Genomic DNA, 24,356 nt, shown 5'->3' on the forward strand with positions numbered 1-24,356 from the left:
TCACCTCTAGGCCCAAGCTCGCATACACACCCACCCGACTGGCATCACATACCATCCGGCAAAGCCGAGATTCTTAATCATCACTGCCTTTTTCTTGCGACGGCAGGGCTGTGATCCACGACGTTATTTCGTCAATTCCGATTTGCTTGCCGCTTAGCATCCTCATTAGCAGGCCCCCCAGCATCAAGGCCATCGCCTGGTTGGCCTGTGGCTCACCAACCATATTCTGCATCTCTAACAGGTATTGTGCATTGGCCTTGTTCATCAAAGGATCCCCGGCAACCTCACCGGCATTTTTACCCCGGACATAATCGAGTAGCAGCGCCATCTCACCCTGAAAGCGATTGTCTAGTACGCCAATCATTGCAGCAATAGCCTCATCCTTTGCAGCCGGAACTGCCTCGCCTTCAGCCACTCCATATAAATTACTCGGCTGGGTGATAATTTCAGTACAGGCAGAAAAAAGTTCCTGTTTACTCGGAAAATAATGATAAAGCGCACTTTTGGACACACCAATCGCATCAGCAATGCCCCTCATACCCAAGCCGTTATAGCCATGCTCGATAAACACATCTACGGCTTTTGTAGCCAGCTCCAGACGATAAGCCTCATGGTCAATGATTTTGGGCATATTTCCCTCCTGTTTCAGACCACTTGGACAATAAACGATTGGCCACAACGAGTCCAGCTGCAGATCTTTATTGGACCACATGGACTAAAAAGATTGACGATTAAAAAATCAGCCACTATTATTTGGACCAAGTGGACTATTTAGGCCTATTTTTGTACACCGACATCTTACAAGTGGTGCCGGATCTTCAACAAAGAGCGCTTGTAGTCGAAAGCGAAGATACTCAGGAGTCAATCATGAAAGAGAACATCCACACCATCAAAGATGCCCATATCGACTGGAACTGTCAGGGAAAATTCAATTTTACGACAGGCCACGGTGCCACACGCGCTGAAAGTATACTGGCTAACTACGCTGCCTTCTTGGCACCGGTTGTCCTGTATTTTCTTTCTTGGCAGAACTTAGAATGGAGCCTGCTGCAGATTGCCGTAGCCAGTTTTCTAGCTATCGATATGATTGGTGGTGTACTCACCAATTCATTGGGCTCCATGAAACGCTTCCTCTACTCGGAGCAAGTTTTACCGCAATCAATGATGGCAAAGCTGGTTAAAAGTAAATTTGTTTTTCCTATCATCCATTTCCAGATCTTCCTGGCACCACTGTGTTTTGATGTCACATGGGGTTATGCCATGTTCTGGTATGGCATGATGATCGCGTCCATCGTGCTGATCCATGTATTGCCACTCTACCTGCATCGCCCTGTCGCTCTGGCCATTGTGATGCTGGCGGTCATGATTAACCAAAGTGCCTTTATGCCGCTGAGCGGACTAGAGTGGCTGGCGCCGATCTACATCATCAAGTTAGTCCTGTCTCATGCCGTGCGAGAAGAACCATACCGGCCAGCAGACAACGCGGCAAACGCATAAGACCTATACACTGGCCGCAAGAAATGATGAGTGATCACTCGAACTCGTATTGAATGCGGTTGATCATCAGGCTTAAAGCGGGTTTCACAAGCAACTCATTGTTAACTGAATGCAACTTTGCAATCTGTAACCCGCTTTGAGCAATTAACTCGGAATAAAAAGTATTATGTACATAGATAGCTATCAACTGCTCATCAATATCATTGACATTTTTACCTGCTACTTTCTCATTACTTATGCCCTGTTAGAAATGTACATCTACACCTTATAGCCTTGGCATAATTAGAAGAGAAGACCCCTTCAAGACTCTATTTACTCCTCAAGTAATGGCTGCCAGCAAGAAGTCAGTCGCTTTTCTGGCATGCTCATCAATCTGGCACTGACCCGGTTTTTCCCTTCCCATCAAAACGCCCGATCTCAGTGATAGCAACATTCCAAGCCAAAGCTTTATCGTTGTTTCCGTATCTTTGACATCAAGCCTTTCAGAGAAAAACGCCGCAAGCTTTTCATGCGTATCATCAGGCCCTACCGCATGAAAAATGCTGACAATTTCAGGAGCTTTCACACTTTCAGCCACCAATAGCCGGAATGTCGCAATGTGGTTATCCGATAAGTGAAAGCCGATAAAATCCCTGGCAAACCCCGTTAAGGCATCGCGCGTGTTTGTTTTTTTTAGATGGGTAAGAAAGCTATCATCAAGACTTTCTCCCATATGACGCAACGTTGCCTGAAACAAATCAATTTTTGTCGGGAAGTATCGGTAAACTGTTTGTTTTGTCATTCGAGCCTGCGCCGCTATTTTGTCCATACTGGACAGCACATATCCCTCGGATAAAAAAATCTCTTGTGCCGCAGCTAAAATCGCCCGCCTTTTTATCTCTTTATTTTGCTCGATTTTTCCCATTTTCAGCTCACCTCAGAAATCATTAATCATACTATACGGTATGATTTTTGTTGACACAACTCCGCAAATATAAAATCATACCAATCAGTATGATTTTGTAGAGGAGTGAAAAATGACAAATATGATGATAGACAAGAGCAGCTTCAAGAGTGCTCGCACTATGGGTGTAAGTGTCACCCTGATGGGGGCTTTGCTAATGAGCCTGGATCCAATTTTCATCCGCTTTTCAGGTGTTAGCGGATTTGATACCGCTTTTCTGTTTGGTTTATTTACCGCTATATCCATGCCAATTTTCATCCAGCTGCGAGATGAGCGTGGCTTGATAAGAACGATAAGCGAAAGCAGATGGCCAGTATTGCTCTCTGGCTTGTTAATGTTAGGAAGTGCAACTGGTTTGGTGCTGAGTATCAAACATACATCGATAGCCAACACCTTCGTTATTCTCAGTGCGGCACCGGCACTAGCGGCAGTATTTAGCTGGCTGTTACTGGGAGAAGTGACAAAGCGTTCAACCTGGATAGCGATCATTTCTGTCATGATTGGGATCGTTATTGTGGTATCCGGCTCATTTGATTCCGGCAATCTCATCGGTGACGGGCTGGCTGTGTTCGCCGTCACCTGTTTATCCCTCAATCAGACGCTGCTACGCAAATATAAGAATGTCAGCCGCATGGCAAGTGTCGGTTTTGGCGGATTATTCTTGGCTCTTGCGATGTTCTTCGTCGCCACACCTTCCGCCTATAGCCTGAATACCTGGCTCATTATGGGGGCAATGGGGTTATTTACCGCGCCTTTCGGGCGTGTACTGTCGCAAACCGCCACGCGCTACATCACGGCTCCCGAGGTAGGAGTAATCCTAATGATTAATACGGTCCTGGCACCTATTTGGGCATTTAGCTTTTTCAATGAGATCCCGCCAATGACAAGTGTACTCGGCGGCTCGATCATCCTGCTGACCATCTTAATTTACGCCATTTCTACCACTAAACACGAACAATAGAATAAGGACAAGATGATGAGCTCTGAAATCACCTATATCGGTTGTATAAAAACACCTTATACCCAAATTGAAGACTGCCCGAACAACATTCAGCCAAACGGACCACTGTGTCACTTAAACCTGGATGAACACTATCATGATGGGCTGAGAGGCCTCACTGTCGGCCAGCACATTCTGATTTTATATTGGCTTGAAAATGCGAAACGAACTGTCGTTATCCAGCGCACCAGCAAAGGCAACCAAACCAAAGGCACCTTTGCATTACGCTCACCGCACCGCCCTAATCCTATTGGCGCGGCAGTATTACCTATCGAGAATATCGAAAGAGGGCAGATCAGCGTAAGAGGACTGGACTGTTTAAACAACACCCGGCTAATCGATATTAAGCCAGCTATCTATCGAGAAACGGGATCATGATAGCCACACAAGCCCAAAGAGAGTTAGCCAAGCCCAAAGAGAGTTAGCCAAGCCCAAGGGCTTGGCTAACGAGTCAGAAAAATAGCGGTAGGTTGGTTATTTGAGAAAACGCACACACAAGTCAGTGAATACTGACTTGGCATTGTCCTCAATGATATTGCCGTGGGTGACGATAATACGCTTGAAGTCCCAGCCTTGGACGTTGCGAATAAATTCAGTGAACTTCGGTTTATCCTTGATAATGAAGCCCATCTTGAGCGGTGGCGCAATACAGGTGCCCTTAAAACCAATCGGCTGGAAAACATACTTGGTCATGATCCCGGCAAAGCCTGTCGGTACATGATCAGGGTAATTCTGGATCAAATCTGTGACGATCAGCGACTGAGTTTTTTTGTGATAGAACACCGTTTCGTTGAACAGCGGCACACCGGGCATAAACTCCCACTCCAGATCTTCCTGCCACACATTCTCAAGACCATCTCGCAATATATGGTAATTGGATAATGGCACTTTTCTCGGGATCCCCGCACTGACATAGGCCTCAGCATCCGGATAAGCCTCACACCAGTCCTGCAGCCAAGTATTGTGGGCATTGCTGGCTGCAACGATGTATCTCACCTCACCAAGCTCATCAATTTCTTGCTTCAATTCAGGGGTCAATGCGGTAGCTGAATGCACCCACAACGAACCATCACTAAGCTTCACGACTGTCATTCGTAGTCTTAGCTTGGTGCCAGCAAGTTTCATTGAATCATCATGTACCCAAAGATCGTCTCCGATTTTTTGCATTCTTGGCCTCGTTAACTCTCTGAACTTAATAACTAATTAGAATATATTGCCAGACCGCTAACATTTCGCACCCTGCCGGGATCACAGAACACCACTCAAATCGGACCCAAACCATGATCGTCATCGCAGGGTCGAGATTACGCTTAACGCCTTACGTATCTACCTGAATAAATTTATCCACCCCGATACGAATACTCTCGGCAAACGCCTGGGCCAGACGGGAAAGCGGCTTGTGCGCAGGGGTAATAATGGCGTGATCAAAGACGATAGTCGGCGCAAACGGGCGAAAGACGACCTTGCCCTGCCCGGATTTATACAGCTTATAGCTGGCGGCACTGATCGGATCGCAGATACAACAGCAAAGCTGCTGCTCGACAAACTCAAAGCCGGAAATGTAGTTCTGCAGCTCAAACCGCGCACGATAACGGGCACCTTTCTCCTCGAACATAAAGCGCACCAGTTCATTGATCGGATGCTGGGCAAACAAGGTGGCCAGCGGCACATCGTCCAAATCCTGCGGGGTGATCACCTCTAGCGTTGCCAAAGGGTGATCCCGGTTTACGGCACAGACTCCCTCCAACCGAATAGGCTCGACATTGATTGAGTCCCGCTCTTTCGGCATCTCGGAATAACCAATGTCATACTGCTGCGAGGCCACCCAGTCATGCACAATAGACGAGCTACGCATCATCATGGACACATTGACCTGTGGCCGCTCTTTGACAAAATCCGCAATCACATGGGGCATAAAGAACAGCGCAGCAGCTGGCATACAGGCCACCCTCAAATTGCCCCGCGCCAGGTTCTTAACCTCCGCCATCAGCTGTGCCGAGCGTGTCAGACGCTCCAGTACCGCTTCAGTTTCCTCCAGCAGGAAATAAGCCTCGGGCTTGGGGACCAGTCGCCCCTTGTTGCGTTCGAACAACTTAAAGCCCAGTTCGTTTTCGAGGCTGACAATCATCGAGCTGACCGCCGGTTGGGTCCGGCACAGTGCTCGGGCGGCTACCGATACCGATCCCGAGCGCATCACGGCGCGAAAAGTTTCCAGCTGCTTTATCGAAAGATTGGTATCCATACCCACCCTATAAGAAAAATTTATCGAATTAGAGAAATAATAAATTTGTTTCTATTGGCTGTCACCTTTAAATTAACAACGTATTCACAAACGCAACAATAAGGAAATGTGCAGTGGAGCAAACATTCAGATACCTACTGACCGGATTGATTGCAGTGGTTGCGCTGACGCAATTTATCCAGGTTATTACACGATATGTCTTCGAGATCCCCATCATGGGCCTGGAAGAGTCTATCGTCATTCCTACCCTGTGGCTGTACATGCTGGGAGCGGTTAATGCCTCACGGGAAGATACTCAAATTCGTGCCAATGTATTGGAAATCTTCATCAAGACCGAACGCGGGCACAAAATCCTGGCACTGATTGGCGAGGTGATCAGCTTTGTGATTTCACTCTGGCTGACCTACTGGGCCTGGGACTATTTCAAATATGCCCTGCGGGTGTGGAAAGAAAGCCCGACTCTGTATATCCCGACCTTCTTTCACGAATGCTCGCTATTTATCGGATTGGTGCTGGTCACCGGCTTTATCGCGCTGCATATCGTCAGGCTGGTCCGCCAGTTGAAGTCTCCGTCCTACTCAGTACATAAGGCATAACACTATGGTTGAAGTTGCACTATTCGCAGTCGGTGCCTTGGTACTGCTGCTCACTATCGGCGTTCCCCTGCCATTCTGCTTTGGCGGTGCGCTGATGATAATGACCTACGTGGGCGATGTGTCCATGAAAGGTAACATGATGTGGGGTGCCGGCCAGCTGACAAACCCTATTCTGCTCGCTATCCCTTTGTTTGTTCTTGCCGGTACCATTATGAGCCAGAGCGGTATTGCCGCCAGCCTGCTCCGGTTTGTTAATGTATTCGTCGGCCATATCCGTGGCGGACTCGGTATTGTCGCCTCGGTGAGCTGTGCCATTATCGGCGCGATCTCCGGTAGCGGCCTGACCGGTGTCGCCGCTATCGGACCGCTGTTGATCCCCGAGATGGAAAAGCGCGGCTACCCCCGTGCCTATGCCACAGCCCTGATCGCCAACTCATCGATCCTTGGCCTGCTGATCCCACCGAGTGTCACGATGATCGTGTACGGCTGGGTCACAGACACCTCGATTCTGGCCTGTTTTCTGGCAACGCTGGGTCCCGGCCTGCTGGTCACATTCAACTTCGCGATCATCAACCTGCTCATGGCACGTAAGTTCCCGCTGGTACTGGACGACAAGCCGTCGATGTCGGAGATGATCAAAGAGGCCTCTTCACGAACCGTTCATGCCATTCCGGCGCTATTTATGCCGATCATTATTCTGGGCGGGATTTACGGCGGCATCATGACCCCGACAGAAGCCGCTGCAGTTGCCGTGATCTACGCCATCCCGGTCGGGTTTATGATCTACAAAGGGCTAAGCTGGAAATCACTGCTGGCCTCGGGCAAGGAATCGGCCACGGCCGTCGGCTCGATCATGTTCATGATCCTGTTCAGCCTGATCCTCAGCCAGATGTTCGTGGTCGAGAACGTGCCGCAGGAGCTGGTGAACGCCATCTTCGGCATCACCGAAAACAAAGTGCTGCTGCTGATCTTCATTAACGTTCTGCTGTTCCTGGTCGGCATGGTGGTCAACGACATCACCGCCATTATCCTGATTGCCCCTCTGTTGCTGCCACTGATGACAGCTATCGGCATCAGCCCTATCCAGTTTGCCGCCATTATGGGCGTCAATACGGCCATGGGCGGGGTCACACCGCCTTACGCCTCAATCCTGTACCTCGGTGCCCGCATCGGAAACGTCAAGTTCTCCGAAGTCGTTGGCCCGGCAATGATGCTGATTGTATTCGGCTACCTGCCAGTCGTTGTCCTGACTTCGTTCTGGTCTGAACTATCGCTATTCCTCCCTACCGTGTTTGGTTACCAATAAGGATATTTACAATGAAACTGACAAGCATGTTTACACCATCAACAAAGATTAAAAAATGCGCTCAGGTTGTCACGCTGGCAATGGCAGCCCTTAGCGTACTGCCTGCCACGGCGGCTACGCTGAAAATCAGCCACGTCCGCCCGCAGGGCACAGTGGTCGATACCGATATCAAACAACTGGGAGAAGAAATCAAAACAGCTACCGACGGCGACGTAAAACTTCGCGTCTATGCGGCCAACGCCCTGGGTGACTACACCCTGGTCCAGGAGCGCATCTCAGTCGGCGCAATCGATATGGCAGTACAGCCTGCCTCGACAGCCACCGATCGTAAAATGCAGCTAGGCCTGCTGCCATACCTGGCCAACGACTGGCAACAGGCACAGCAGATCTACGGTGACGGCGCACCGGTGCGCGAAGCGATGGAAAAGCTGTTTGCCAAGCAGGACATCACTTTGCTAGCGGCCTACCCGGTCTACTTTGGCGGCATTTCCCTCAACCGTGATGCCAAAGCACCGGGCCAGCCGGATATCAGCAAAGGGATCAAGCTGCGTGTACCACCAATCAAAAGCTTCCAGCTACTGGCAGACAATGTCGGCTACATCGGCTCGCCACTGCCTTTCTCCGAGGCGTTCACTGCCGTTCAGACCGGTGTGGTTGACGGGGTGATCGGCTCCGGTGCCGAGGGCTACTATGCCTCGTTCCGTGACGTAACCAAAACCTATATCCCGCTCAATACCCACTTTGAGATCTGGTACCTGATGATCAACAGCGAGCGTCTCGATGATCTGTCCGACAGCGAACAACAGGCGCTGAAAACAGCAGCAGCCAACTTCGAAAATCGCCGCTGGGAAAATGCCCAGAAAGATCAGGCTGCCAATGAGCAGCGACTGGCTGACAACGGTGCTGAAATCATCAAAGTCAGCCCGCAACAGCTAGCGCAGACTGCAGAAAAAGTGCGCAGCACGGTATGGCCTGAAATCCTTGAAGATATCGGTGCCGAGTGGGGTCAGGAAATTCTGGACAAAGCCCTGAACTAATCCCCCCGCCAACCCCATTGTCGGGGAATATCGACTATTCCCCGACCTTTCGACATGACAACAGCAGAGAGATCACATGAAACCGGAATATGTCATTATCGGTGGCGGCGTGGTGGGCTGCGCCGTGGCTTACGGGCTGCTAAAAAACGGGCATCAGGTTACCGTCCTTGACGGAGGAGACAGCGCCCATCGTGCTTCTCGGGGTAACTTTGGCCTAGTCTGGTTATCCTGCAAGGGGCTGGATGCTCCGCATTATGCTGCCTGGACCCGCCGCTCTGTCAGTATGTGGCGCGAGCTGGCCGACGAGCTAGAACAGCTGACCGGAGACACCATCAATCTGGAACAGAACGGCGGCTATGACTTCCACTTCTCCGAAGCCGAGATGCAAGCCCGCGTTACCCAGTACCAATACCTTCGTCAGGCGCTTGGCACCGATCACCCGTTCGAGGTGTGGGATCAGGCCAGGCTCAGACAGGAGGAGCCACAAATCGGCCCGGATGTCGTCGGTGCCATCTATGGTGCAGAGGACGGTCACGTCAATCCGCTCAAGCTGCTACGCGCTTACACCAAGGCCATCAAAATACTGGGCGGCAAGGTTATCACCCAAGCCAATGTCGAACATATTGAGCAGCAAGCCGATGGTCGGTTCTGCGCAACATTGCTGGACGGAAGCACAGTTAACAGCGACAAAATCGTCCTGGCTGCAGGACTGGGAGCAGCCAAACTCGGCCCGCAACTTGGCCTGAAAGCGTCCGTTAAACCACAAAAAGGCCAGGTACTGATCACCGAAAAACTGCCGCCGGTGATCAATCGCCCCTCCGGCATTATCCGCCAGGTCAACGAGGGAGGTATCCAGATTGGAGATTCCAAGGAAGATGCCGGACTCGACGATCAGGATACGATGGCGGTCACTGCTGCCATTGCCGAGCGGGCGATTGCCGTCTATCCCTTCCTCGCCAACACCCGCTTGATCAGAAGCTGGGGTGCCCTGAGGATTATTTCGCCGGACGGCCTGCCTATCTACCAACAGTCTTCCAGCCATCCGGGCGCCTACATAGTGAGCTGCCATAGCGGGATCACGCTTGCAGCCGCCCACAGCTACCTACTGCCGCACTGGCTGGAAAACACTGCCGATTCACCTGACTTGGAGCTATTCAGTGAAGACCGATTCGAACTTTCTGAGGCTAGATAACGCCTCACAGGCGGCTTCCCGAGAGGTGCGCTTCTTCTGGGAAGGCCAGGAAATATCAGCCCGGCAAGGCGATACCATCGCCGCCGCGCTGCTCGCTGCCGGGATCAGCCATACCCGGGAGACGCCCGTATCCCAATCTGCCCGAGCCCCCTTTTGCATGATGGGGAGCTGTTTCGAGTGCCGGGTAGAAGTGGATGGCGAACACAACGTGCAGGCCTGTATGCGCCCGGTCGAATCCGGCCTCAATGTCAGGCGACAGCGCAGCTAACACGAAAAAGGAATTATTATGTTCAATGTTGATGTCTGCATCATAGGTGCGGGCCCGGCAGGCATGGCTGCGGCCATCGACTGTGCCAAGGCTGGTGCCAGTGTTGTCCTGCTTGACGAACAAGCACGCCCGGGTGGTCAGATCTACCGTGCCATCAAGGCCGACGGACATCCGCTGGGTGATGTGTTCGGTCCTGACTACCTTCGTGGTGCCAGTCTGGTCGAGACGCTGGGCAGCGCAAAAATACAGCACGTTACCGAAGCCACCATTTGGCGGGTTGACCCGGACAAAACCGTATACTGGAGTCGCCGCGGCAAAGCCGAGCAACTCAAGGCCCGGCGCATTATTCTGGCAACCGGGGCCCTTGAGCGCTCCTTCCCGTTTCCGGGCTGGACCTTGCCCGGCGTGATGACTGCCGGGGCCAGCCAGATCTTGCTAAAAACCGCCGGTATAGCCCCCAAACAGGCGGTGATGGTCGGCACAGGCCCACTACTGTATTTATTGGCCGTCCAGTTAATCAATGCCGGGGCCAAGCCTGCTGCGATTATCGATACCCAGTCGCCCAAGCAGTACCTGCATGCCAGCCGCTTCGCCATTAACGCCCTTAAGGGTCACAAGTACCTCACCAAAGGCCTCAAGCTGCTCGGACAAATTCGCAAAGCCGGTGTTGCTCACTATACCCAGGCGACAGATATTTGCGCACATGGCAACGGCGATGGCCAGGGCAGTTCTGCCGACAAGGTCGAACAACTGAGCTTTCGCAGCGGCGGCAAAACGATAACGCTTCCCGCGGCTACCGTCCTGAGCCATATTGGCGTGATCCCCAATGTCCAGCTAAGCCGGGCAATGGGACTGGAACACGACTGGGACCACGTACAGCGTTGCTGGCGACCGCAGCTGGATGCGCACAATAACACGTCTTTGGACGGAGTCGCGATTGCCGGTGACAGCGGCGGGATCGGTGGTGCCCTGGTCGCCGAATACCAGGGGCAGCTGGTCGCAGCCGAGGCACTTTACGCCCTGGGCTACCTGGACGAGGCACACTGGCAGCAGCAAACCCAGGCTCTGACACAGAGCATCAAGCAAGAAATCGCCATCCGGCCATTTCTCGATACCTTGTATGTCCCTCCTCAGCAAGCACTTACACCATCGGATAACACGATTGTCTGTCGCTGCGAGGAAGTCACTGCCGGTGAGATTCGCCATCATGCACGCGAGAAGTGCAATGGCATCAATCAGATCAAAACCTATACCCGTTGTGGCATGGGGCCCTGTCAGGGACGCTACTGCGGCCCGACTGTGGCAGAAATCATCGCCGACGAAACCCGCACTGACATTGCCAAGGTCGGCTATTACCGGATCCGTCATCCGATCAAACCGCTCAAGCTCGGCGAGCTGGCTAGCCTGACCCCGGTCAGTGAATCTTTTATTCAGCGATACCGAGCAAATCAAGGCGGCAGTAGTCCGGCGAAAACTACCCAGGCAGCTACTCAGGCTACTGATCAGGCAGAGACTCAGAGCTCCATTCACACCACTAATCAAAACAAGGAAAGCAAGCATGACAGCCATCAAAAGGCAGTACACCAACCAGCGAATGAGTAAAGTCGTTATTCACAACGATACCGTCTACCTGTGCGGTCAGGTGGGTATCGCCGGGACCAGTGTGGCAGAGCAAACTCTCGAAGCACTGCAACGGGTGGAAACCCTGCTGATTGAAGCTGGCAGTGACAGACAACATGTTCTGCAAACAACGGTGTGGCTTGCTGATATGAGCGACTTTGACGAGATGAACCACGTTTGGGATCAATGGTTCGGAGAAGGTTTTGCGCCGGCCCGCGCCTGCGGCGAAGCCAAGCTGGCACGCCCGGAACTCAAGGTTGAGCTCCTCGTAACGGCAGCTGTGAAAAAAGACTAATTACTGTTTTGTGACACATAGCTGCGCCATATCGCAAAATGAAGGCTCGTTGCCCTGAGCCTTCATCTTATGTTGCAGTTACCGCAACAGCAATTAGCACCCCGCCATCGGATGGCTCGGATCCAGCTGGAGCAAATCCCACAGGTTACCGTACAGATCTTCAAACACGGCCACCGTGCCATAGTCCTGCTCTTTAGGCTCCCGCACAAACTTTATCCCTTCGGCTTGCATCCTGTTGTAATCACGCCAGAAGTCATCGGTGCTGAGGAATAGAAACACCCTGCCACCGCTCTGGTTGCCAATAAAGGCTTCCTGCTCGGGCTTCGAGGCTTTGGCCAGCAGAATGGTCGCACCATTTGAGCCCGGAGGAGAAACAACGACCCAGCGCTTGTCCTGCTCGGGCTGATAGGTATCTTCCATCAGCTCAAACTTCAGCTTTTGAGTATAAAACTCAATAGCTTCATCATAATCTTTCACGACCAGGGCGATATGAATTAAAGACTGTTTCACGCTCTACACTCCTCTTGGTGCAACCTAGCTTGTCGATGATAGAGGGTATCTCAAATTGACTTGCTTTACAGTGACTAAAGCCGTCAGCCAACTTGATCGTCGACTATTTCAACTCTCCCCAAATACCCTGCAGACATTATCCCGATATGTCACTGCCCTTTATTGTTCTATCGCTATACATACATAAAAAATAAGCCAATATCTCAAAATGTGACCCTAAGCCGGGAAACATGATCCTTCCTTCGAGTTACGCCATATTTATATGCAACTCATGACACAAATCAACATTCAGTTGCATACTCTAATATATATCTCCACCTTGTTATCAAACACTGCTTATGAGGAAGCAATGAGCATATTTATCTCCATACTGGTGGTATCCATAGTCGGATTCGCCATTCTGAAAAAGTATAACGCGATCGCCACCTTGTTCCTGGGGGCGGCGGTATTAATGGCAGTCTGCGCCGCAATGGGATTACCCGTTATTCCCGAAGCAAAATCCAGTGGTAATGCCTGGCTGGATATCTTTGAATCAATGAACTTAATGTTCAACAATCGTTTCGGCGGCATGGGGCTGATCCTCTTTGCCTTGTTGGCCTACGCCCGCTATATGACCTACATCGGTGCCAACGACATTGTTATCAACAATGCGCTCAGGCTACTGGGCGGTATCAACAAGCCCTACCTGCTACTGGCCGTGACATTTCTTATCGGTAGCTTTATCTCGCTGGCAGGGTTCGGGGCAACCAGCCTCGCGGTATTGCTGATGTCGACACTGTTCCCGGTACTCAATGCGCTAGGACTGCCTGCGATTTCGATTGCTGCCGCTATCGCGACCACCGCCACCATCAGCTTCTCGCCACTGGCTGTCGACTCGGTGATTGCCGCTGAGAATGTTGGCATGTCGGTTGAAATCTATACTCTGAAATATCAAATTCCTCTGGCTATCCCAAGTATGCTGGCCATGGCGGCTGCCCACTACTTCTGGCAACAGTACATGGACAAAAAAGAAGGCTTGCTACAGCAGGGCAGCAGCAAGAAAGTGAACCTCAACAATGTCGATGTGAAGACATCAGAGATCGAAGGCAAGGCGCCCGGTTTTTACGGCTGGCTTCCTATGCTGCCGATTATTGTCCTGGTCGTGACCAGTGGCGAGCTCGGTCTGGTTGAAGGTGTCACCATGAACATCGGCACCATTGCTATTCTTTGCCTGTTTACAGCAATGGCGCTGGAAGCCATTCGCCACCGCAGCGGCCGTACCGCGATGGAAGGCATGAGTGCGATTGTCAAAGGGATGGAAGATGCCCTGCCGGTTGTCTTGATCCTGGTAGGTGCCGGCGTGTTTGCCCAAGGCCTAAAGGCTATCGGTGCCATCAACTTACTGATCGAAACGGCCTCGCAAGTCGGCTTCGGTGCAACGGCAATGATGCTGGCACTCGTTGGCCTGACCGGTGCCGTGGCATTCCTAACCGGTTCGGGCAACGCGGCATTCTATGCGTTCGTTGAGCTGATCCCGAAAATTGCTGACGGCATGGGTATCAACGGTGTCTACCTCGTGATGCCAATGCAGCAGGCATCTAATGCCTGTCGCGCCATGTCACCGGTTGCCGGAGTAATCGTTGCTTCGTCCGGTATGGCGAAAGTCTCGCCGTTCGATCTGATCAAACGCACGATTCCGCCAATCACATTCGGTCTGGCAGTTAACATCATCCTGAGTATTATCTTCCTGCCACTGGCAATCTAGCCATAACAAAAAGCCTGATCCCCATGCTATAGGGATCAGGCTTGCTATCGATTCTCTACTAACGCACGACAAAAACTGAACAGGGTGCATGGCGCACCACCTTGGCGGCATTCGAGCCCAGCAGGTACGAACGAAGCTTCGGCTTGGCCGATGCCATCACAATCGCATCAGCCTGACTTTTCTTTGCCTGGGCAACCACCTCGTCAAACACAACACCGCTGCGGATGATCCCGCTGCCGCGATGCTTTTCAGGCACCAAACGCTCCAGCATGGCCTGTACCGCCAAGCGGGTATTGGCATTTTTGCCCGAAAAGGTATCGCCCGATACTGTCGGAACCATGCTGTGATGCACCCGAATATCATCGACAAACAGCATGTCAATAACCCCATCGTCGGCGAGCAGTTTCAGTGCCATATCGACTTCTTTCTCGACCACATCGGGGAAGGCGAGGTCCACTGGCATCAGTACATGTTTGAGACTCATATTAATGTACTCCCATCAACTTGTTCGGTAACCACAGCACCACTTCCGGGAACAGCATGCAGAGGATCAAGACACACAGTTTGAGCAGAATAAACGGCGCAATCGAGCGATAAATATCCATCATTGTCACCCCCGGCGGCGCAATGCCCTTGAGATAGAACAGCGCAAAGCCGTACGGCGGGGTCTGTACCGCTATCTCGATATTGAGGATCATCAGAATACCGAACCAAATCGGATCGTAGCCCAGCGACACCGCTATCGGGGTAAACAGCGGGGCGCACATCAAGACAATAATCAGCTCATCAATGATAAAACCTAACAGCAGCATGATCACTTGCAGCAAGATGATCACTCCCAGCGGCGGCAGTCCCAGATCCTGGGTAAACTGGGCCACCATATTCTGTACCCCGCTCAGCATATGGAAATTACTGAAAATCGACGCGCCGAGGATGATCCACATCGACACACTCACCAGCATCGCGGTTTCAAACCCGGAGGATTTGAACATTTCGAATCGGAACCGCTTGAACACGACCGCCAGTAAAATAGCTCCGATAACCCCTATTGCCCCCGACTCAGTCGGCGTCGCAATACCTGTAATGATGCTGCCCAATACAGCTACGATCAGCAACAACGAAAACAGACCGTCACGGGCGGTTCGCACCTTCTGCTTGCCACTCATCTGGCTCTCCTCGCCGGTGCCGAGCGGCGCCTTCGACGGCTTGAGCTTACAGCTGATGATCACATAGGCCACCAGCAGGGTAATGGAGATCAGAGCCGGGACAATAGCGGCGATAAACATCCGCCCGACCGAATTCTGGGTCGTTGCCGAATACATAATCATCGGAATGCTGGGCGGGATCAAAATCCCCAACCCGCCGCCGGCCATGATCACGCCAAGAGCCAGGCGCTTGTCATAACCGCGATCCAGCATCGGCTTTAAGGCAATACTGCCCGAGGTCATAATCCCTGCCCCGATGATCCCGACCATGGCCCCGATCATCGAACACACCCCGATCACACTGATCGCCAGCGATCCTCGTAACCGGCCGATCAGCATCTGGCTGGCATTGAACATCGCATCCCCGATCCCTGATCGGGTCAGCAGCTGGCCCATGTAGATATACAAAGGGATTGCCAGCAAAATAAAGCTAAAAAAGTTACTTTCTATGGTGGTCGGGATCAGGTTGAAAATCCCCTCACCCCAGGTCAGGTAGCCCATGCCCATAGCAATGCCGCCAAGCGCCAGTCCTACCGGTGCACCTAGGGCAAAGCTTGCCAAAATGCAGCCAATCAGCAGCAATGTCAGTACTTCAATACTCATACGTCCTCCATCCCTGCTGGTGTATAGGTCGATTTTGCCTGTTCGTCACAGTGCTCTTCTTCCTGCCCCAGCAAATCCCGCTCGGTAAACAGAAAATAGAGATCCTGCAACAAATCACTGGTGTACTGCAGGATGAATGCTCCGCATGCCACCATCATCATGACCCAGAAGTGAGCCATGGTCGGTGCCCACTCCGACTGTCGGCGATAGTTAAATTCGATAGCCTCTTCAAACTTGCCAAAGCTCATCATCAGCACCACGGCGAGGAAAAAGATCGCCAAAGAGTAGGAAAACAGATTGAAGAGAGATTTGAAGCGGGCCGAGACCGAGAGGTAAAACACATCCACATTGATATGCGCTTTTTTCTGCTGTGCCAGAGCACCGCCAAGTGCCGCGATATACCCGAACAGAAAGAGGGAAACATCATAGGCCCAGATCGTCGGGCTACCCAGCACATACCGAGAGAACACCTCGAATCCCACCGCCAGTGCCAGCAAAGGCATCAGCACCGAGGCCGAGAAGCCAATCAGATACACCAACCGATTGATCCCGAGGCAATACCCCTTCATTGCCATCTTAAACATACTTATCATCCTTGAAGCCGGAGGAAAGACAAAAGGGGCTCTCGCCCCTATATACCAACCGGAGCCTATAGAGATACTCGCTCCGACCGGTATTCACCCCATTTACTGCTGAAGAATCTCAACCAGGCGGCTGCTGTATTTATCCGCCTTGGCGTACTCGTTCCACAGCGAGTTTGCTGCCGTATTCCATTTCTGGATGTCTTCCTTGCTCGGCTGCGGACTCCACTTCATGCCCTTGGCTTCCATATCTGCCACCGCCTGAGACTCCCACAAACGTGACTTGGTCATCTGCTCACGAGCATGCTGGGCACTGGCACCACGTACAATCGCCTGCAGATCGGCCGGTAGCTTGTTCCAAGCGCGCTTGTTTACCACGATAGGCAAGGCCTGTGCACCCGCTATCGGCAGACGGTACATATACTTGGCAACTTCAACATGGTTACCGTCACGGTGGTCAATCAGGTTACTACCGATAGAGCCATCAATGACCCCGGTTGCCATGCTGGTATAGATTTCACTCCAGGATAGCGATGCCGGCGAAGCGCCCAATTTGCGCAGGAACTTACCGTAGGCACCCGGCGCACGAATTTTCATCCCTTTGAAATCATCAATTGAGTTGATCGGCGTTTTGGTCAACACGTAAACAGGTAGCTGAATATAGGGTTCCAGCCACACCAGATTCTGTTTGTCGTACGCCTCTTCCAGTACTTCTCCCCAGCCTTTCTCATGAAACAAGGCACTAAGCTCACCGACATCATCGGTCATCCCAGGCAAGCCAACCTCGACAACACCCGGAGGAAACTCACCGGCATGCATTGGCTGGAAAGGAGCACCCATGGTCATCAGACCGGATTTGACCGAGCCCAGTACGCCGGTCTGACCAACACCTTCACCGGCATACATAACCTGTACGGCAATACGGCCGCCGGACATGGCTTCGATGTTCTCGGCAAAGCTCTTGTACACTTCACCATAGGCTGTGCCCCTCGAGTACAGGTTCACAAAGCGCCAGTTATGCTCGGCAGAAAATGCTTCGGGAACCATCGACAGGGTGGCCGAAATGGCCAAAGTGTAACCAGCCAGTGTTTTCTTCAAACTTTTGTTTCGCAGCTTGTTCTTTCGCAGCTTTAGTAAGGTGTTGAACATGGGTTTTGCTCCTTGTTATTTTTATCCTTCACCTGCTCAAATCCATCGGTTCGAACAGAGACAAGTGCCATGACGTCTTCACTTCATCCGTTGCCATGTTGTTACCGATGATTACAATTTATTCACATTTATTAAATTCTTATGTATTCACGTAAAGTTTTAACGCCATCAAACCTTTGCCAAACCAATCACTTATGCCTTTAAAAACAGAAAGATAAATAATGATATCGCCCTAAATAACAGGCAAAAAAAAGCAATACCGAAAGGTATTGCCAAAACGTCACCACTAGAACATACGTTCAATCAGGTACGACACAAACACAAGCTAAGGGTTATTTCAGGGTAGTTCGTTCTAGCTCGGGACCACCCGAGCCGAAAAATACCGGTATCGGATCAGTATTGGGGTGACTGATCGACACCGAGGCAGAGATACTTAATTTCCAGGTAATCCTCGATACCGTACTTGGATCCCTCGCGACCGCAACCTGACTCCTTAACACCGCCAAAGGGAGCCACTTCAGTCGAGATGATCCCTTCATTGATACCGATAATGCCGTACTCCAAGGCTTCGCTGACCCGCCAGATCCGGCTGTTATCACGGGAGTAGAAATAGGCCGCGAGCCCGTAAGGGGTATCATTGGCCCTGCGGATCACATCTTCTTCATCATTGAAACGAAATACAGTCGTCACCGGACCGAACAATTCCTGGTGGGCGATATTCATTTGCTCGGTCACATCGCTCAGAATGGTCGGCTGGTAATACTGTTCACCGACATCAGCGATCTGTCCACCCAATACCAGATTGGCGCCCTGGCTGATCGCCTCGACCACCAGAGTATCGACCTTAGCTACCGCCCTGGCGTTAATCAGCGGGCCAATTTCCGTCCCTTCCGCCAGGCCGTCACCCAATTTGAGATCCGCCACAGCCTCGATATAACGGGCCATAAACTGATCGTACACCGCATCATGAATATACAAGCGATTGGTACACACGCAGGTTTGTCCGGCGTTGCGATATTTGGAAATCAGCGCCCCCTGAACCGCTTTGTCCAAATCGGCATCATCGAAGACGATAAACGGTGCATTACCACCCAGCTCCATCGACACTTTTTTAACGGTATCGGCAGCCTGACGGAGAATATGTTTGCCTACCGGGGTCGAACCAGTAAACGAGACCTTTCTGACCAACGGGTGGGTACACAACACTTCACCGACCTCGGCAGGCCGGGCAGTTGTCACCACATTAATGACACCGGCGGGGATCCCTGCCTGCTCAGCCAGCTTTGCCATCGCCAGGGCGCACAACGGGGTATCCTCGCCCGGTTTAACCACCACGGTACAACCGGCGGCCAGCGCCGGGCCGACCTTGCGGGTGATCATCGCCACCGGGAAGTTCCAGGGGGTAATGGCAGTAACCACACCGACTGGCTGTTTGATGGTGAGGTAGCGGTTGCCTGGCATGGCCGCGGGAATATGATCGCCGTAAGTGCGCTTGGCCTCTTCGGCAAACCACTCGATAAACGATGCCCCGTAAATCACCTCGCCATAGGCTTCCTTGTAGGGCTTGCCCTGCTCTGTTGTTAGCAATTTGGCCAGCGCATCGGCATGTTCCACAATCAGTTCGAACCAAGCCTTGAGCAGATTGGCACGATGTTTGGCCGTCGTTTTTCGCCAGCCCTGAAGTGCTTTATCTGCAGCGACTACAGCCGCTTGCGCCTCACTGGTACCCATATCCGGCACTTCAGTAATTAATACACCATTTGCCGGATTGACCACCGACAATGTGGCACCGTTATCTGCTGCAATCCACTGTCCGTTTATATAGGCATGAGACAGGACCAAAGGTAAATCTTCCATAACTTAACCATCCGCTGCTGAGAACTATTACAGGGTTCAAAGAATGATGTTTCAAATCCATACATAATACGTACACAGAATTTTAACAATAATAAGCAGTGAATAAATTTTCACTGATAAACCTGAAGTTTTATGGGCATAAAACAATGACACGAGCCTCAATCCCGGTAGGACAGATCGGGGATTACGAAATAAAACAGCTGAAAATTTTCAAGACAGTTGCCGACTGCGGAGGATTTTCCGCCGCCGAAACAGAGCTAAACATTAGTCGTTCGACCATCAGTATTCATATCTCTAACCTTGAGTCGCGCCTCAACCTTACCTTATGCCGTCGTGGACGAGCTGGCTTCGCCCTTACCGAAGAAGGCTCAGTTGTCTATGACGCAACCATCAAGCTACTTGGCGAACTGGACGATTTCCGCAATACCATCAACTCTCTCGATACCCAGTTATCCGGTAGCCTGACCGTACTGTTCAGCGATACCATCAGCCTCGACAACCGCGCCCGGATCCCGGACGTTTTTCGCCGCTTCTCTAAGCTAGCGCACGAGGTCTACCTGACTTCCGAAGTGGCCAGGATGACTGAAATTGAGCGAATGGTTATGAGTGAAGAAGCTGATATCGGCTTTATACCCTACCACCGCAGCCTTGATGGATTGGAGTACCAGCATATTTATTCCGACCACTGTTTCCTCTACTGCAGCCGGGACAACCCGCTGTATGATCTCCATGAGGACGAGCTGAGCGACGAAATCATCGATGGTTTTCCGGTGGTATATGCGGGAATGAAGACCCAGGAGAATATTAACGGCCATCTGGCCAACATGAATCTCAAAGCCACCGCCTATAACTATGAATCACGGCTAGCCTTGCTGTTGTCGTCGAAATTTATCGGCTTTTTGCCAGAGAACTACGCACAGCCCTATGTTGAAAGCGGCGAGCTGAAAGCCATCGCCCCTGACCGGCGCTTCTATACGCTGGAGATCATGGCGATCACCAAAAAAACCAGCACGGTTAATAAAGTACGCTCGCTGTTTATCAAAACGCTGCTTGATTTCTATCACGAACACTAATTAGCCTCACGGACTTCGCCCGTCTCCTGCTCCCAGAGACGGGCAAAGTACGCTTTATTGCATGACCATCACCGCATTTCGTTATCCATCCAGGAAGACAGATAATCAGGCAGAAGCTTGGACAGGCTCTTCCGCCAAGTCGTCTTGCTGCTTGTCGGCGACCTTATTACAGATGTAGTTTCCGATCGGAATAGCAGAGGTTGCCGCGGGAGAGGGGGCATTACAGACATGTAGGCTACGAGGACTCTCGGCAAAGAGAAAGTCATGCACTAAAGTGCCGTCTTTCAGCACAGCCTGGGCACGGATACCCGCCGGATAAGGCTGCAAGTCATCGACGGTAATCACCGGGCAGTATTTATTCACCAGTTTGAGATACCCCGGTTTCCACCATGAGTTTTTGGTCTCTATCAAACCTGTTTTCAGGTGCTTTCCGGTCGCCTTCCAGAAGCCGCTAAAACCGAGCATGTCGCCAATATCCTTCAGGCTGATGTTTATCCTGCCGTAACCTTCTCGCTTCCAGCCCTGCACCGCATTGGGACCAACCGTCACCGAACCGTCAATCATGCGGGTCAGGTGAACACCCAGAAACGGCAAATCCGGATCAGGGATCGGATAAATCAGGTGATTCACTATCTGATTATATTTCTTCGGCAGGCGATAGTATTCGCCCCGGTAGGGAATAATCTGAAAATCAGTCTTTATACCTAGCATCCTAGTAACCCGATCCGCCATCAAGCCTGAGCACGAGATCAGAAACCGACAGACAAAGGCAACACTGTCGCCCTCTTGCAGGCAACTAACCCTAATCTCATCTTCGCCCTCGCTCAAATCTTCCACTACCGTCCCCAGCGCAACTTCGCCGCCCAATGCGCGAAACTCGTCCGCCATTTTTTCGGTCACCAGACGGTAGTTCACTATGCTGGTTGTCTCGACCAAGATAGCACCCAAGCCTTCGATATTGGGTTCCTTACGCTTTAGCTCGTTCTGATCGAGCAATGTCACCTCAAGCCCGTTTTCCCGGCAGCGTTGATATAGCGCCTGCATCCGCTCCATTTCAAGCTCGCTGGTCGCAACCAGCAGCTTGCCGCAGTTCTCGACCGGAATGTCATGCCTGGCACAAAAGCGGGTTGTCGCCTCCACTCCGGCTTTGCAAAATTCGGCCTTCAGGCTGCCCGGCGCATAATACACACCGGCATGGATCACGCCGCTGTTATGCCCCGTCTGGTGGCGGGACAGGCCAGATTCCTTTTCTATCAGCAAAATAGATTTGTCCGGATGGCGCTGCTGCAATTGCCAGGCTGTCGAGACCCCGACAATCCCCCCACCGATAATGATGTAATCGTAGACCTTACTCACTCGTTACCACTCCATTGATACCAGCTCGCCGCAATATCTGCGGCGTGCGTCTTTCCTTTGTTGTTATGCCATTGCACTTATTCCGGCAATCGACTTTGACTTAAATCGGAAAAGACTTAAACCGATTGCGACTTAAATCGATGATGACATAAATCGAAAATGACTTAGCGAGTAAAGTGACCACGCTGGCGCAGCAGTTCACGCTTAAGGCCGGCATGGGCAACAAATTTATCGCGGCCGTGCAGCCAGCAATGGTTCTGGACCACCAGCATAGCGCCGACTTTGACCCTGACATTGAAACAGTTGGTGTCGTTTTCCAGCGACTCGCTCATCTGGTGCAGGTAGAGCCCCTGCTGCATGTTCTGTGGCTGGGCAAACTGGTCGATAAACAGCATATGCGGTTTGCCGTTACTGTCTTCTTCGAAGAAAACCGGGTGCTCTATGGTATAACCGACATTCTTGCTTGGCGGCGCACCCCAGACGATGTTCTGCTTCGCCATCGGGTGATGGTAAAAGCGCTCTAGATCCTGCCACTCATCCACGTGAAGCAACAAGGAATCCCCCATCTCCATGTTTTTCTCATCCATCTTCATCATCAGGACGAAATCAGTTCGCTCGTTAACATAGGTGCCGTCATTGTGAAGTTCCATCCGACGATGAGCCTGGCGCAGGTAGCTGTCACTGCTGTCTTCGTTCTTCACCGTGAAGCGGGCATAGTACTTGCCGTACATCGCATCAAAATTCGGAATACCGATCAGATGAGAAACAGCCGTCGAGAGCTTGACGAAAAAGTCTCGCTGCTCGTCGGTATCTTCATACGCCGCCTGGGCCTGCTCGTCAGCCTGTAGCAAGAAAGCTCCGGTATCACGATTTTCCATCGTTGCAACCAGGAACTTACCCAGCTGATAATCACACGCTTTGTCCAGCGCATCAGCCACGGCATAGCGCAAAAACGGCTTGTACTCCAGCGCCTGCAATCCCCAGTTGGCGCTCAAATCAATAAAGCGATCCAGGGTATTTTTCTCCAAGGTAATCACTTGCAAGCGCGGGTTGGCAGGATAAGGGCTGACCGTAAAACCGTGGTACTGGCTGATGCTCTCGTTCAATGCAGGTGCAATTTTCATGGATAGCTTCCTTTTGTTTCTTAACAGGCTCTCCGGCCCGATGAAGTTGACTGATTGTTATTGGATAGCCGACCAAGTTCCCTGACCGGCTGTTTTAACAAAACTATAACGAGCACAAGATGATATTAACAATATATGGAAAATATAGTTTCCATATATAAAATAGATTAATGGCGGTTAATGGACTCGTCGGCTTAGGAGTAAATATGGATATCAAACGACTGCACTATTTCACCGTTCTGGCGCAAACAGGCAACTTTACCAAGGCAGCCGATCAACTGGGTATCGCCCAGTCGGCGCTGAGTATCAGTATCCAGAAGCTGGAACAGCAACTAGAGTTGAAGTTAATCAATCGCACCGAGCGACAGATGAGCCTGACGGCCGACGGACAGGTGCTCCTGCGTCATGCCAGAAAAATTCTCGAGGATGTCGATCAGGCCAAGAAGGAGCTACAGGAATTAAAAGGGCTCGACAGCGGAGTAATTAATTTCGGTGTATCCGCCATGCTCGGCTCGTACTATCTGCCCGATACACTGGCACTGTTCAAGCAGACCTACCCGGGAATTCAAATCAACATTCAGGAAGCCGGAACCGCAACGCTGGAAAAGATGCTCCTTGACGGCCAACTCGATCTGGCGCTTATTCGCTCCGATCGCAGCCACGATCAGATCCGCCATGTCACCCTGGCCAAGGAACAGATCGTCGCCTGCGTTCCCAGTACCCATCCTTTCGCCGTAAAAGGTAGCATCACTCTCGAACAGTTCTGCCAGCAACCTTTGGTCCTCTTTCGCGACGGTTATTTCCTGCGCGAGGCTGTCAGCCGTTATTGCCAGCAACAAAAAATCACACCCGATATCCGCTTCGAGACCAATCTGATTGAGCTGCTCAAATCGCTGGTCCGCAAGGAGATCGGTATCTGTACCTGCCTGCCGATCATCCTCGGCAACGAAACCGATTTGGTGACAGTACCTTTCGAGCCACCGATCCCCTTGCATCTCGGCATCGGCTGGAAATCAAGCCACTACCTCTCGAGCGCGGCAAGGGCTTTTGTCAGTTTCCTGCAAACCGAGCTCAATGCCCCGACAGGAAATGTTTGATAGCGGTAAACCTTTATTTTAATTCGTAGTGATTTTCCAACTTGCAACATATCGATAACCT

25 protein-coding genes are annotated in these 24,356 nt (G+C 51.6%); 13 read left to right on the plus strand and 12 right to left on the minus strand.

Going from position 1 to position 24,356, the window contains the following annotated elements; all coding sequences use genetic code 11:
- Positions 1-73 precede the first annotated feature (73 nt).
- Positions 74-631, minus strand: coding sequence for a TetR/AcrR family transcriptional regulator (locus BIT28_RS13340; RefSeq protein ID WP_075764450.1), 558 nt, complete (start codon positions 629-631; stop codon positions 74-76).
- 236 nt (positions 632-867) lie between these two features.
- Between BIT28_RS13340 and BIT28_RS13345 the strand changes: the two genes are divergently transcribed.
- A complete protein-coding gene (locus BIT28_RS13345) occupies positions 868-1,497 on the plus strand; it encodes a hypothetical protein (RefSeq protein ID WP_075764452.1) in 630 nt (209 codons plus the stop codon).
- A 319-nt stretch (positions 1,498-1,816) separates the two neighbouring features.
- Here BIT28_RS13345 and BIT28_RS13350 read toward each other — a convergent pair whose 3' ends face one another.
- Positions 1,817-2,401, minus strand: coding sequence for a TetR/AcrR family transcriptional regulator (locus BIT28_RS13350; protein WP_075764454.1), 585 nt, complete (start codon positions 2,399-2,401; stop codon positions 1,817-1,819).
- Positions 2,402-2,513: 112 nt separating this feature from the next.
- Here BIT28_RS13350 and BIT28_RS13355 point away from each other — a divergent pair, with 112 nt between their 5' ends.
- A complete protein-coding gene (locus tag BIT28_RS13355) occupies positions 2,514-3,401 on the plus strand; it encodes a DMT family transporter (RefSeq protein ID WP_075764456.1) in 888 nt (295 codons plus the stop codon).
- Between the two features lie 15 nt (positions 3,402-3,416).
- Positions 3,417-3,818 carry a tRNA (N6-threonylcarbamoyladenosine(37)-N6)-methyltransferase TrmO gene (gene tsaA / locus BIT28_RS13360; protein WP_075764458.1) on the plus strand — a complete coding sequence of 134 codons (402 nt, stop codon included), beginning with the start codon at positions 3,417-3,419 and terminating at the stop codon, positions 3,816-3,818.
- A gap of 96 nt (positions 3,819-3,914) precedes the next feature.
- On the opposite strand, the gene BIT28_RS13365 is transcribed toward tsaA, so the two are convergent.
- Both BIT28_RS13365 and BIT28_RS13370 read right to left on the minus strand, forming a co-directional pair.
- On the minus strand, positions 3,915-4,607 hold the full coding sequence (locus tag BIT28_RS13365; protein ID WP_075764460.1) for a DUF4336 domain-containing protein: 693 nt from the start codon (positions 4,605-4,607) through the stop codon (positions 3,915-3,917).
- 151 nt (positions 4,608-4,758) lie between these two features.
- Entirely contained in the window at positions 4,759-5,682 is a 924-nt protein-coding gene (locus tag BIT28_RS13370; RefSeq protein ID WP_075764462.1) for a LysR family transcriptional regulator, read from the minus strand.
- 113 nt (positions 5,683-5,795) lie between these two features.
- Between BIT28_RS13370 and BIT28_RS13375 the strand changes: the two genes are divergently transcribed.
- The 7 genes from BIT28_RS13375 to BIT28_RS13405 all read left to right on the plus strand — a co-directional run bounded on the left by BIT28_RS13375 (position 5,796) and on the right by BIT28_RS13405 (position 11,996).
- The gene (locus BIT28_RS13375; RefSeq protein ID WP_075764464.1) at positions 5,796-6,278 is read left to right on the plus strand and encodes a TRAP transporter small permease; all 483 of its coding nucleotides are present in this window, start codon (positions 5,796-5,798) and stop codon (positions 6,276-6,278) included.
- Between the two features lie 4 nt (positions 6,279-6,282).
- Positions 6,283-7,584, plus strand: a complete 1,302-nt coding sequence (locus BIT28_RS13380; protein WP_075764466.1) for a TRAP transporter large permease — start codon at positions 6,283-6,285, stop codon at positions 7,582-7,584.
- Between the two features lie 11 nt (positions 7,585-7,595).
- On the plus strand, positions 7,596-8,621 hold the full coding sequence (gene dctP, locus BIT28_RS13385) for a TRAP transporter substrate-binding protein DctP (RefSeq protein WP_083651825.1): 1,026 nt from the start codon (positions 7,596-7,598) through the stop codon (positions 8,619-8,621).
- A gap of 76 nt (positions 8,622-8,697) precedes the next feature.
- Entirely contained in the window at positions 8,698-9,813 is a 1,116-nt protein-coding gene (locus BIT28_RS13390) for an NAD(P)/FAD-dependent oxidoreductase (protein WP_075764468.1), read from the plus strand.
- Between the two features lie 25 nt (positions 9,814-9,838).
- Positions 9,839-10,081, plus strand: a complete 243-nt coding sequence (locus tag BIT28_RS13395; RefSeq protein WP_245823696.1) for a (2Fe-2S)-binding protein — start codon at positions 9,839-9,841, stop codon at positions 10,079-10,081.
- A gap of 18 nt (positions 10,082-10,099) precedes the next feature.
- Positions 10,100-11,683, plus strand: coding sequence for an FAD/NAD(P)-dependent oxidoreductase (locus BIT28_RS13400; RefSeq protein ID WP_075764472.1), 1,584 nt, complete (start codon positions 10,100-10,102; stop codon positions 11,681-11,683).
- A complete protein-coding gene (locus BIT28_RS13405; protein WP_075764474.1) occupies positions 11,640-11,996 on the plus strand; it encodes a RidA family protein in 357 nt (118 codons plus the stop codon). Before BIT28_RS13400 ends, BIT28_RS13405 begins: the two co-directional genes overlap by 44 nt.
- A gap of 93 nt (positions 11,997-12,089) precedes the next feature.
- Here the strand turns inward: BIT28_RS13405 and BIT28_RS13410 are convergent, their stop codons facing one another.
- Entirely contained in the window at positions 12,090-12,506 is a 417-nt protein-coding gene (locus tag BIT28_RS13410; protein ID WP_075764476.1) for a VOC family protein, read from the minus strand.
- A 349-nt stretch (positions 12,507-12,855) separates the two neighbouring features.
- Here BIT28_RS13410 and dcuC point away from each other — a divergent pair, with 349 nt between their 5' ends.
- Entirely contained in the window at positions 12,856-14,250 is a 1,395-nt protein-coding gene (gene dcuC, locus BIT28_RS13415) for a C4-dicarboxylate transporter DcuC (RefSeq protein ID WP_075764687.1), read from the plus strand.
- 58 nt (positions 14,251-14,308) lie between these two features.
- Here the strand turns inward: dcuC and BIT28_RS13420 are convergent, their stop codons facing one another.
- From BIT28_RS13420 to BIT28_RS13440, 5 genes are all read right to left on the minus strand, one after another.
- Positions 14,309-14,734 (minus strand): universal stress protein, encoded by a 426-nt coding sequence (locus BIT28_RS13420; protein WP_075764478.1) that lies wholly within the window; start codon positions 14,732-14,734, stop codon positions 14,309-14,311.
- A gap of 1 nt (position 14,735) precedes the next feature.
- Entirely contained in the window at positions 14,736-16,058 is a 1,323-nt protein-coding gene (locus BIT28_RS13425; protein ID WP_075764480.1) for a TRAP transporter large permease, read from the minus strand.
- Entirely contained in the window at positions 16,055-16,642 is a 588-nt protein-coding gene (locus BIT28_RS13430) for a TRAP transporter small permease subunit (protein WP_075764482.1), read from the minus strand. Before BIT28_RS13430 ends, BIT28_RS13425 begins: the two co-directional genes overlap by 4 nt.
- Positions 16,643-16,744: 102 nt before the next feature.
- The gene (locus BIT28_RS13435; protein ID WP_075764484.1) at positions 16,745-17,788 is read right to left on the minus strand and encodes a TRAP transporter substrate-binding protein; all 1,044 of its coding nucleotides are present in this window, start codon (positions 17,786-17,788) and stop codon (positions 16,745-16,747) included.
- Positions 17,789-18,181: 393 nt separating this feature from the next.
- Positions 18,182-19,645, minus strand: a complete 1,464-nt coding sequence (locus tag BIT28_RS13440; protein WP_075764486.1) for an NAD-dependent succinate-semialdehyde dehydrogenase — start codon at positions 19,643-19,645, stop codon at positions 18,182-18,184.
- Between the two features lie 146 nt (positions 19,646-19,791).
- Here BIT28_RS13440 and BIT28_RS13445 point away from each other — a divergent pair, with 146 nt between their 5' ends.
- Positions 19,792-20,718 carry a LysR family transcriptional regulator gene (locus tag BIT28_RS13445; protein WP_075764488.1) on the plus strand — a complete coding sequence of 309 codons (927 nt, stop codon included), beginning with the start codon at positions 19,792-19,794 and terminating at the stop codon, positions 20,716-20,718.
- Between the two features lie 105 nt (positions 20,719-20,823).
- On the opposite strand, the gene lhgO is transcribed toward BIT28_RS13445, so the two are convergent.
- Both lhgO and glaH read right to left on the minus strand, forming a co-directional pair.
- Positions 20,824-22,074 (minus strand): L-2-hydroxyglutarate oxidase, encoded by a 1,251-nt coding sequence (gene lhgO / locus BIT28_RS13450; RefSeq protein ID WP_075764490.1) that lies wholly within the window; start codon positions 22,072-22,074, stop codon positions 20,824-20,826.
- A 164-nt stretch (positions 22,075-22,238) separates the two neighbouring features.
- A complete protein-coding gene (gene glaH / locus BIT28_RS13455; protein WP_075764492.1) occupies positions 22,239-23,198 on the minus strand; it encodes a glutarate dioxygenase GlaH in 960 nt (319 codons plus the stop codon).
- A gap of 206 nt (positions 23,199-23,404) precedes the next feature.
- Between glaH and BIT28_RS13460 the strand changes: the two genes are divergently transcribed.
- Positions 23,405-24,295 (plus strand): LysR family transcriptional regulator, encoded by an 891-nt coding sequence (locus tag BIT28_RS13460; RefSeq protein ID WP_075764494.1) that lies wholly within the window; start codon positions 23,405-23,407, stop codon positions 24,293-24,295.
- Positions 24,296-24,356: the final 61 nt, after the last annotated feature.

It is taken from the genome of Photobacterium proteolyticum (genome assembly GCF_001939735.1).
GTDB classification, from domain to species: Bacteria; Pseudomonadota; Gammaproteobacteria; order Enterobacterales; family Vibrionaceae; genus Photobacterium; species Photobacterium proteolyticum.

Excerpts from the sequence above, each read along its gene's own strand:
- BIT28_RS13440 (WP_075764486.1), bottom strand. The coding sequence starts at position 19,645 with ATGGAAGATTTACCTTTGGTCCTGTCTCATGCCTATATAAACGGACAG.
- BIT28_RS13390 (WP_075764468.1), top strand. The coding sequence starts at position 8,698 with ATGAAACCGGAATATGTCATTATCGGTGGCGGCGTGGTGGGCTGCGCC.
- BIT28_RS13420 (WP_075764478.1), bottom strand. The coding sequence starts at position 14,734 with ATGAGTCTCAAACATGTACTGATGCCAGTGGACCTCGCCTTCCCCGAT.
- glaH (WP_075764492.1), bottom strand. The coding sequence starts at position 23,198 with ATGAAAATTGCACCTGCATTGAACGAGAGCATCAGCCAGTACCACGGT.
- BIT28_RS13430 (WP_075764482.1), bottom strand. The coding sequence starts at position 16,642 with ATGTTTAAGATGGCAATGAAGGGGTATTGCCTCGGGATCAATCGGTTG.
- tsaA (WP_075764458.1), top strand. The coding sequence starts at position 3,417 with ATGAGCTCTGAAATCACCTATATCGGTTGTATAAAAACACCTTATACC.
- BIT28_RS13365 (WP_075764460.1), bottom strand. The coding sequence starts at position 4,607 with ATGCAAAAAATCGGAGACGATCTTTGGGTACATGATGATTCAATGAAA.
- BIT28_RS13460 (WP_075764494.1), top strand. The coding sequence starts at position 23,405 with ATGGATATCAAACGACTGCACTATTTCACCGTTCTGGCGCAAACAGGC.
- BIT28_RS13435 (WP_075764484.1), bottom strand. The coding sequence starts at position 17,788 with ATGTTCAACACCTTACTAAAGCTGCGAAAGAACAAGCTGCGAAACAAA.
- BIT28_RS13340 (WP_075764450.1), bottom strand. The coding sequence starts at position 631 with ATGCCCAAAATCATTGACCATGAGGCTTATCGTCTGGAGCTGGCTACA.
- BIT28_RS13345 (WP_075764452.1), top strand. The coding sequence starts at position 868 with ATGAAAGAGAACATCCACACCATCAAAGATGCCCATATCGACTGGAAC.
- BIT28_RS13350 (WP_075764454.1), bottom strand. The coding sequence starts at position 2,401 with ATGGGAAAAATCGAGCAAAATAAAGAGATAAAAAGGCGGGCGATTTTA.
- BIT28_RS13405 (WP_075764474.1), top strand. The coding sequence starts at position 11,640 with ATGACAGCCATCAAAAGGCAGTACACCAACCAGCGAATGAGTAAAGTC.
- dctP (WP_083651825.1), top strand. The coding sequence starts at position 7,596 with ATGAAACTGACAAGCATGTTTACACCATCAACAAAGATTAAAAAATGC.
- dcuC (WP_075764687.1), top strand. The coding sequence starts at position 12,856 with ATGAGCATATTTATCTCCATACTGGTGGTATCCATAGTCGGATTCGCC.
- BIT28_RS13425 (WP_075764480.1), bottom strand. The coding sequence starts at position 16,058 with ATGAGTATTGAAGTACTGACATTGCTGCTGATTGGCTGCATTTTGGCA.
- BIT28_RS13355 (WP_075764456.1), top strand. The coding sequence starts at position 2,514 with ATGACAAATATGATGATAGACAAGAGCAGCTTCAAGAGTGCTCGCACT.
- BIT28_RS13370 (WP_075764462.1), bottom strand. The coding sequence starts at position 5,682 with ATGGATACCAATCTTTCGATAAAGCAGCTGGAAACTTTTCGCGCCGTG.
- BIT28_RS13400 (WP_075764472.1), top strand. The coding sequence starts at position 10,100 with ATGTTCAATGTTGATGTCTGCATCATAGGTGCGGGCCCGGCAGGCATG.
- BIT28_RS13445 (WP_075764488.1), top strand. The coding sequence starts at position 19,792 with ATGACACGAGCCTCAATCCCGGTAGGACAGATCGGGGATTACGAAATA.
- BIT28_RS13380 (WP_075764466.1), top strand. The coding sequence starts at position 6,283 with ATGGTTGAAGTTGCACTATTCGCAGTCGGTGCCTTGGTACTGCTGCTC.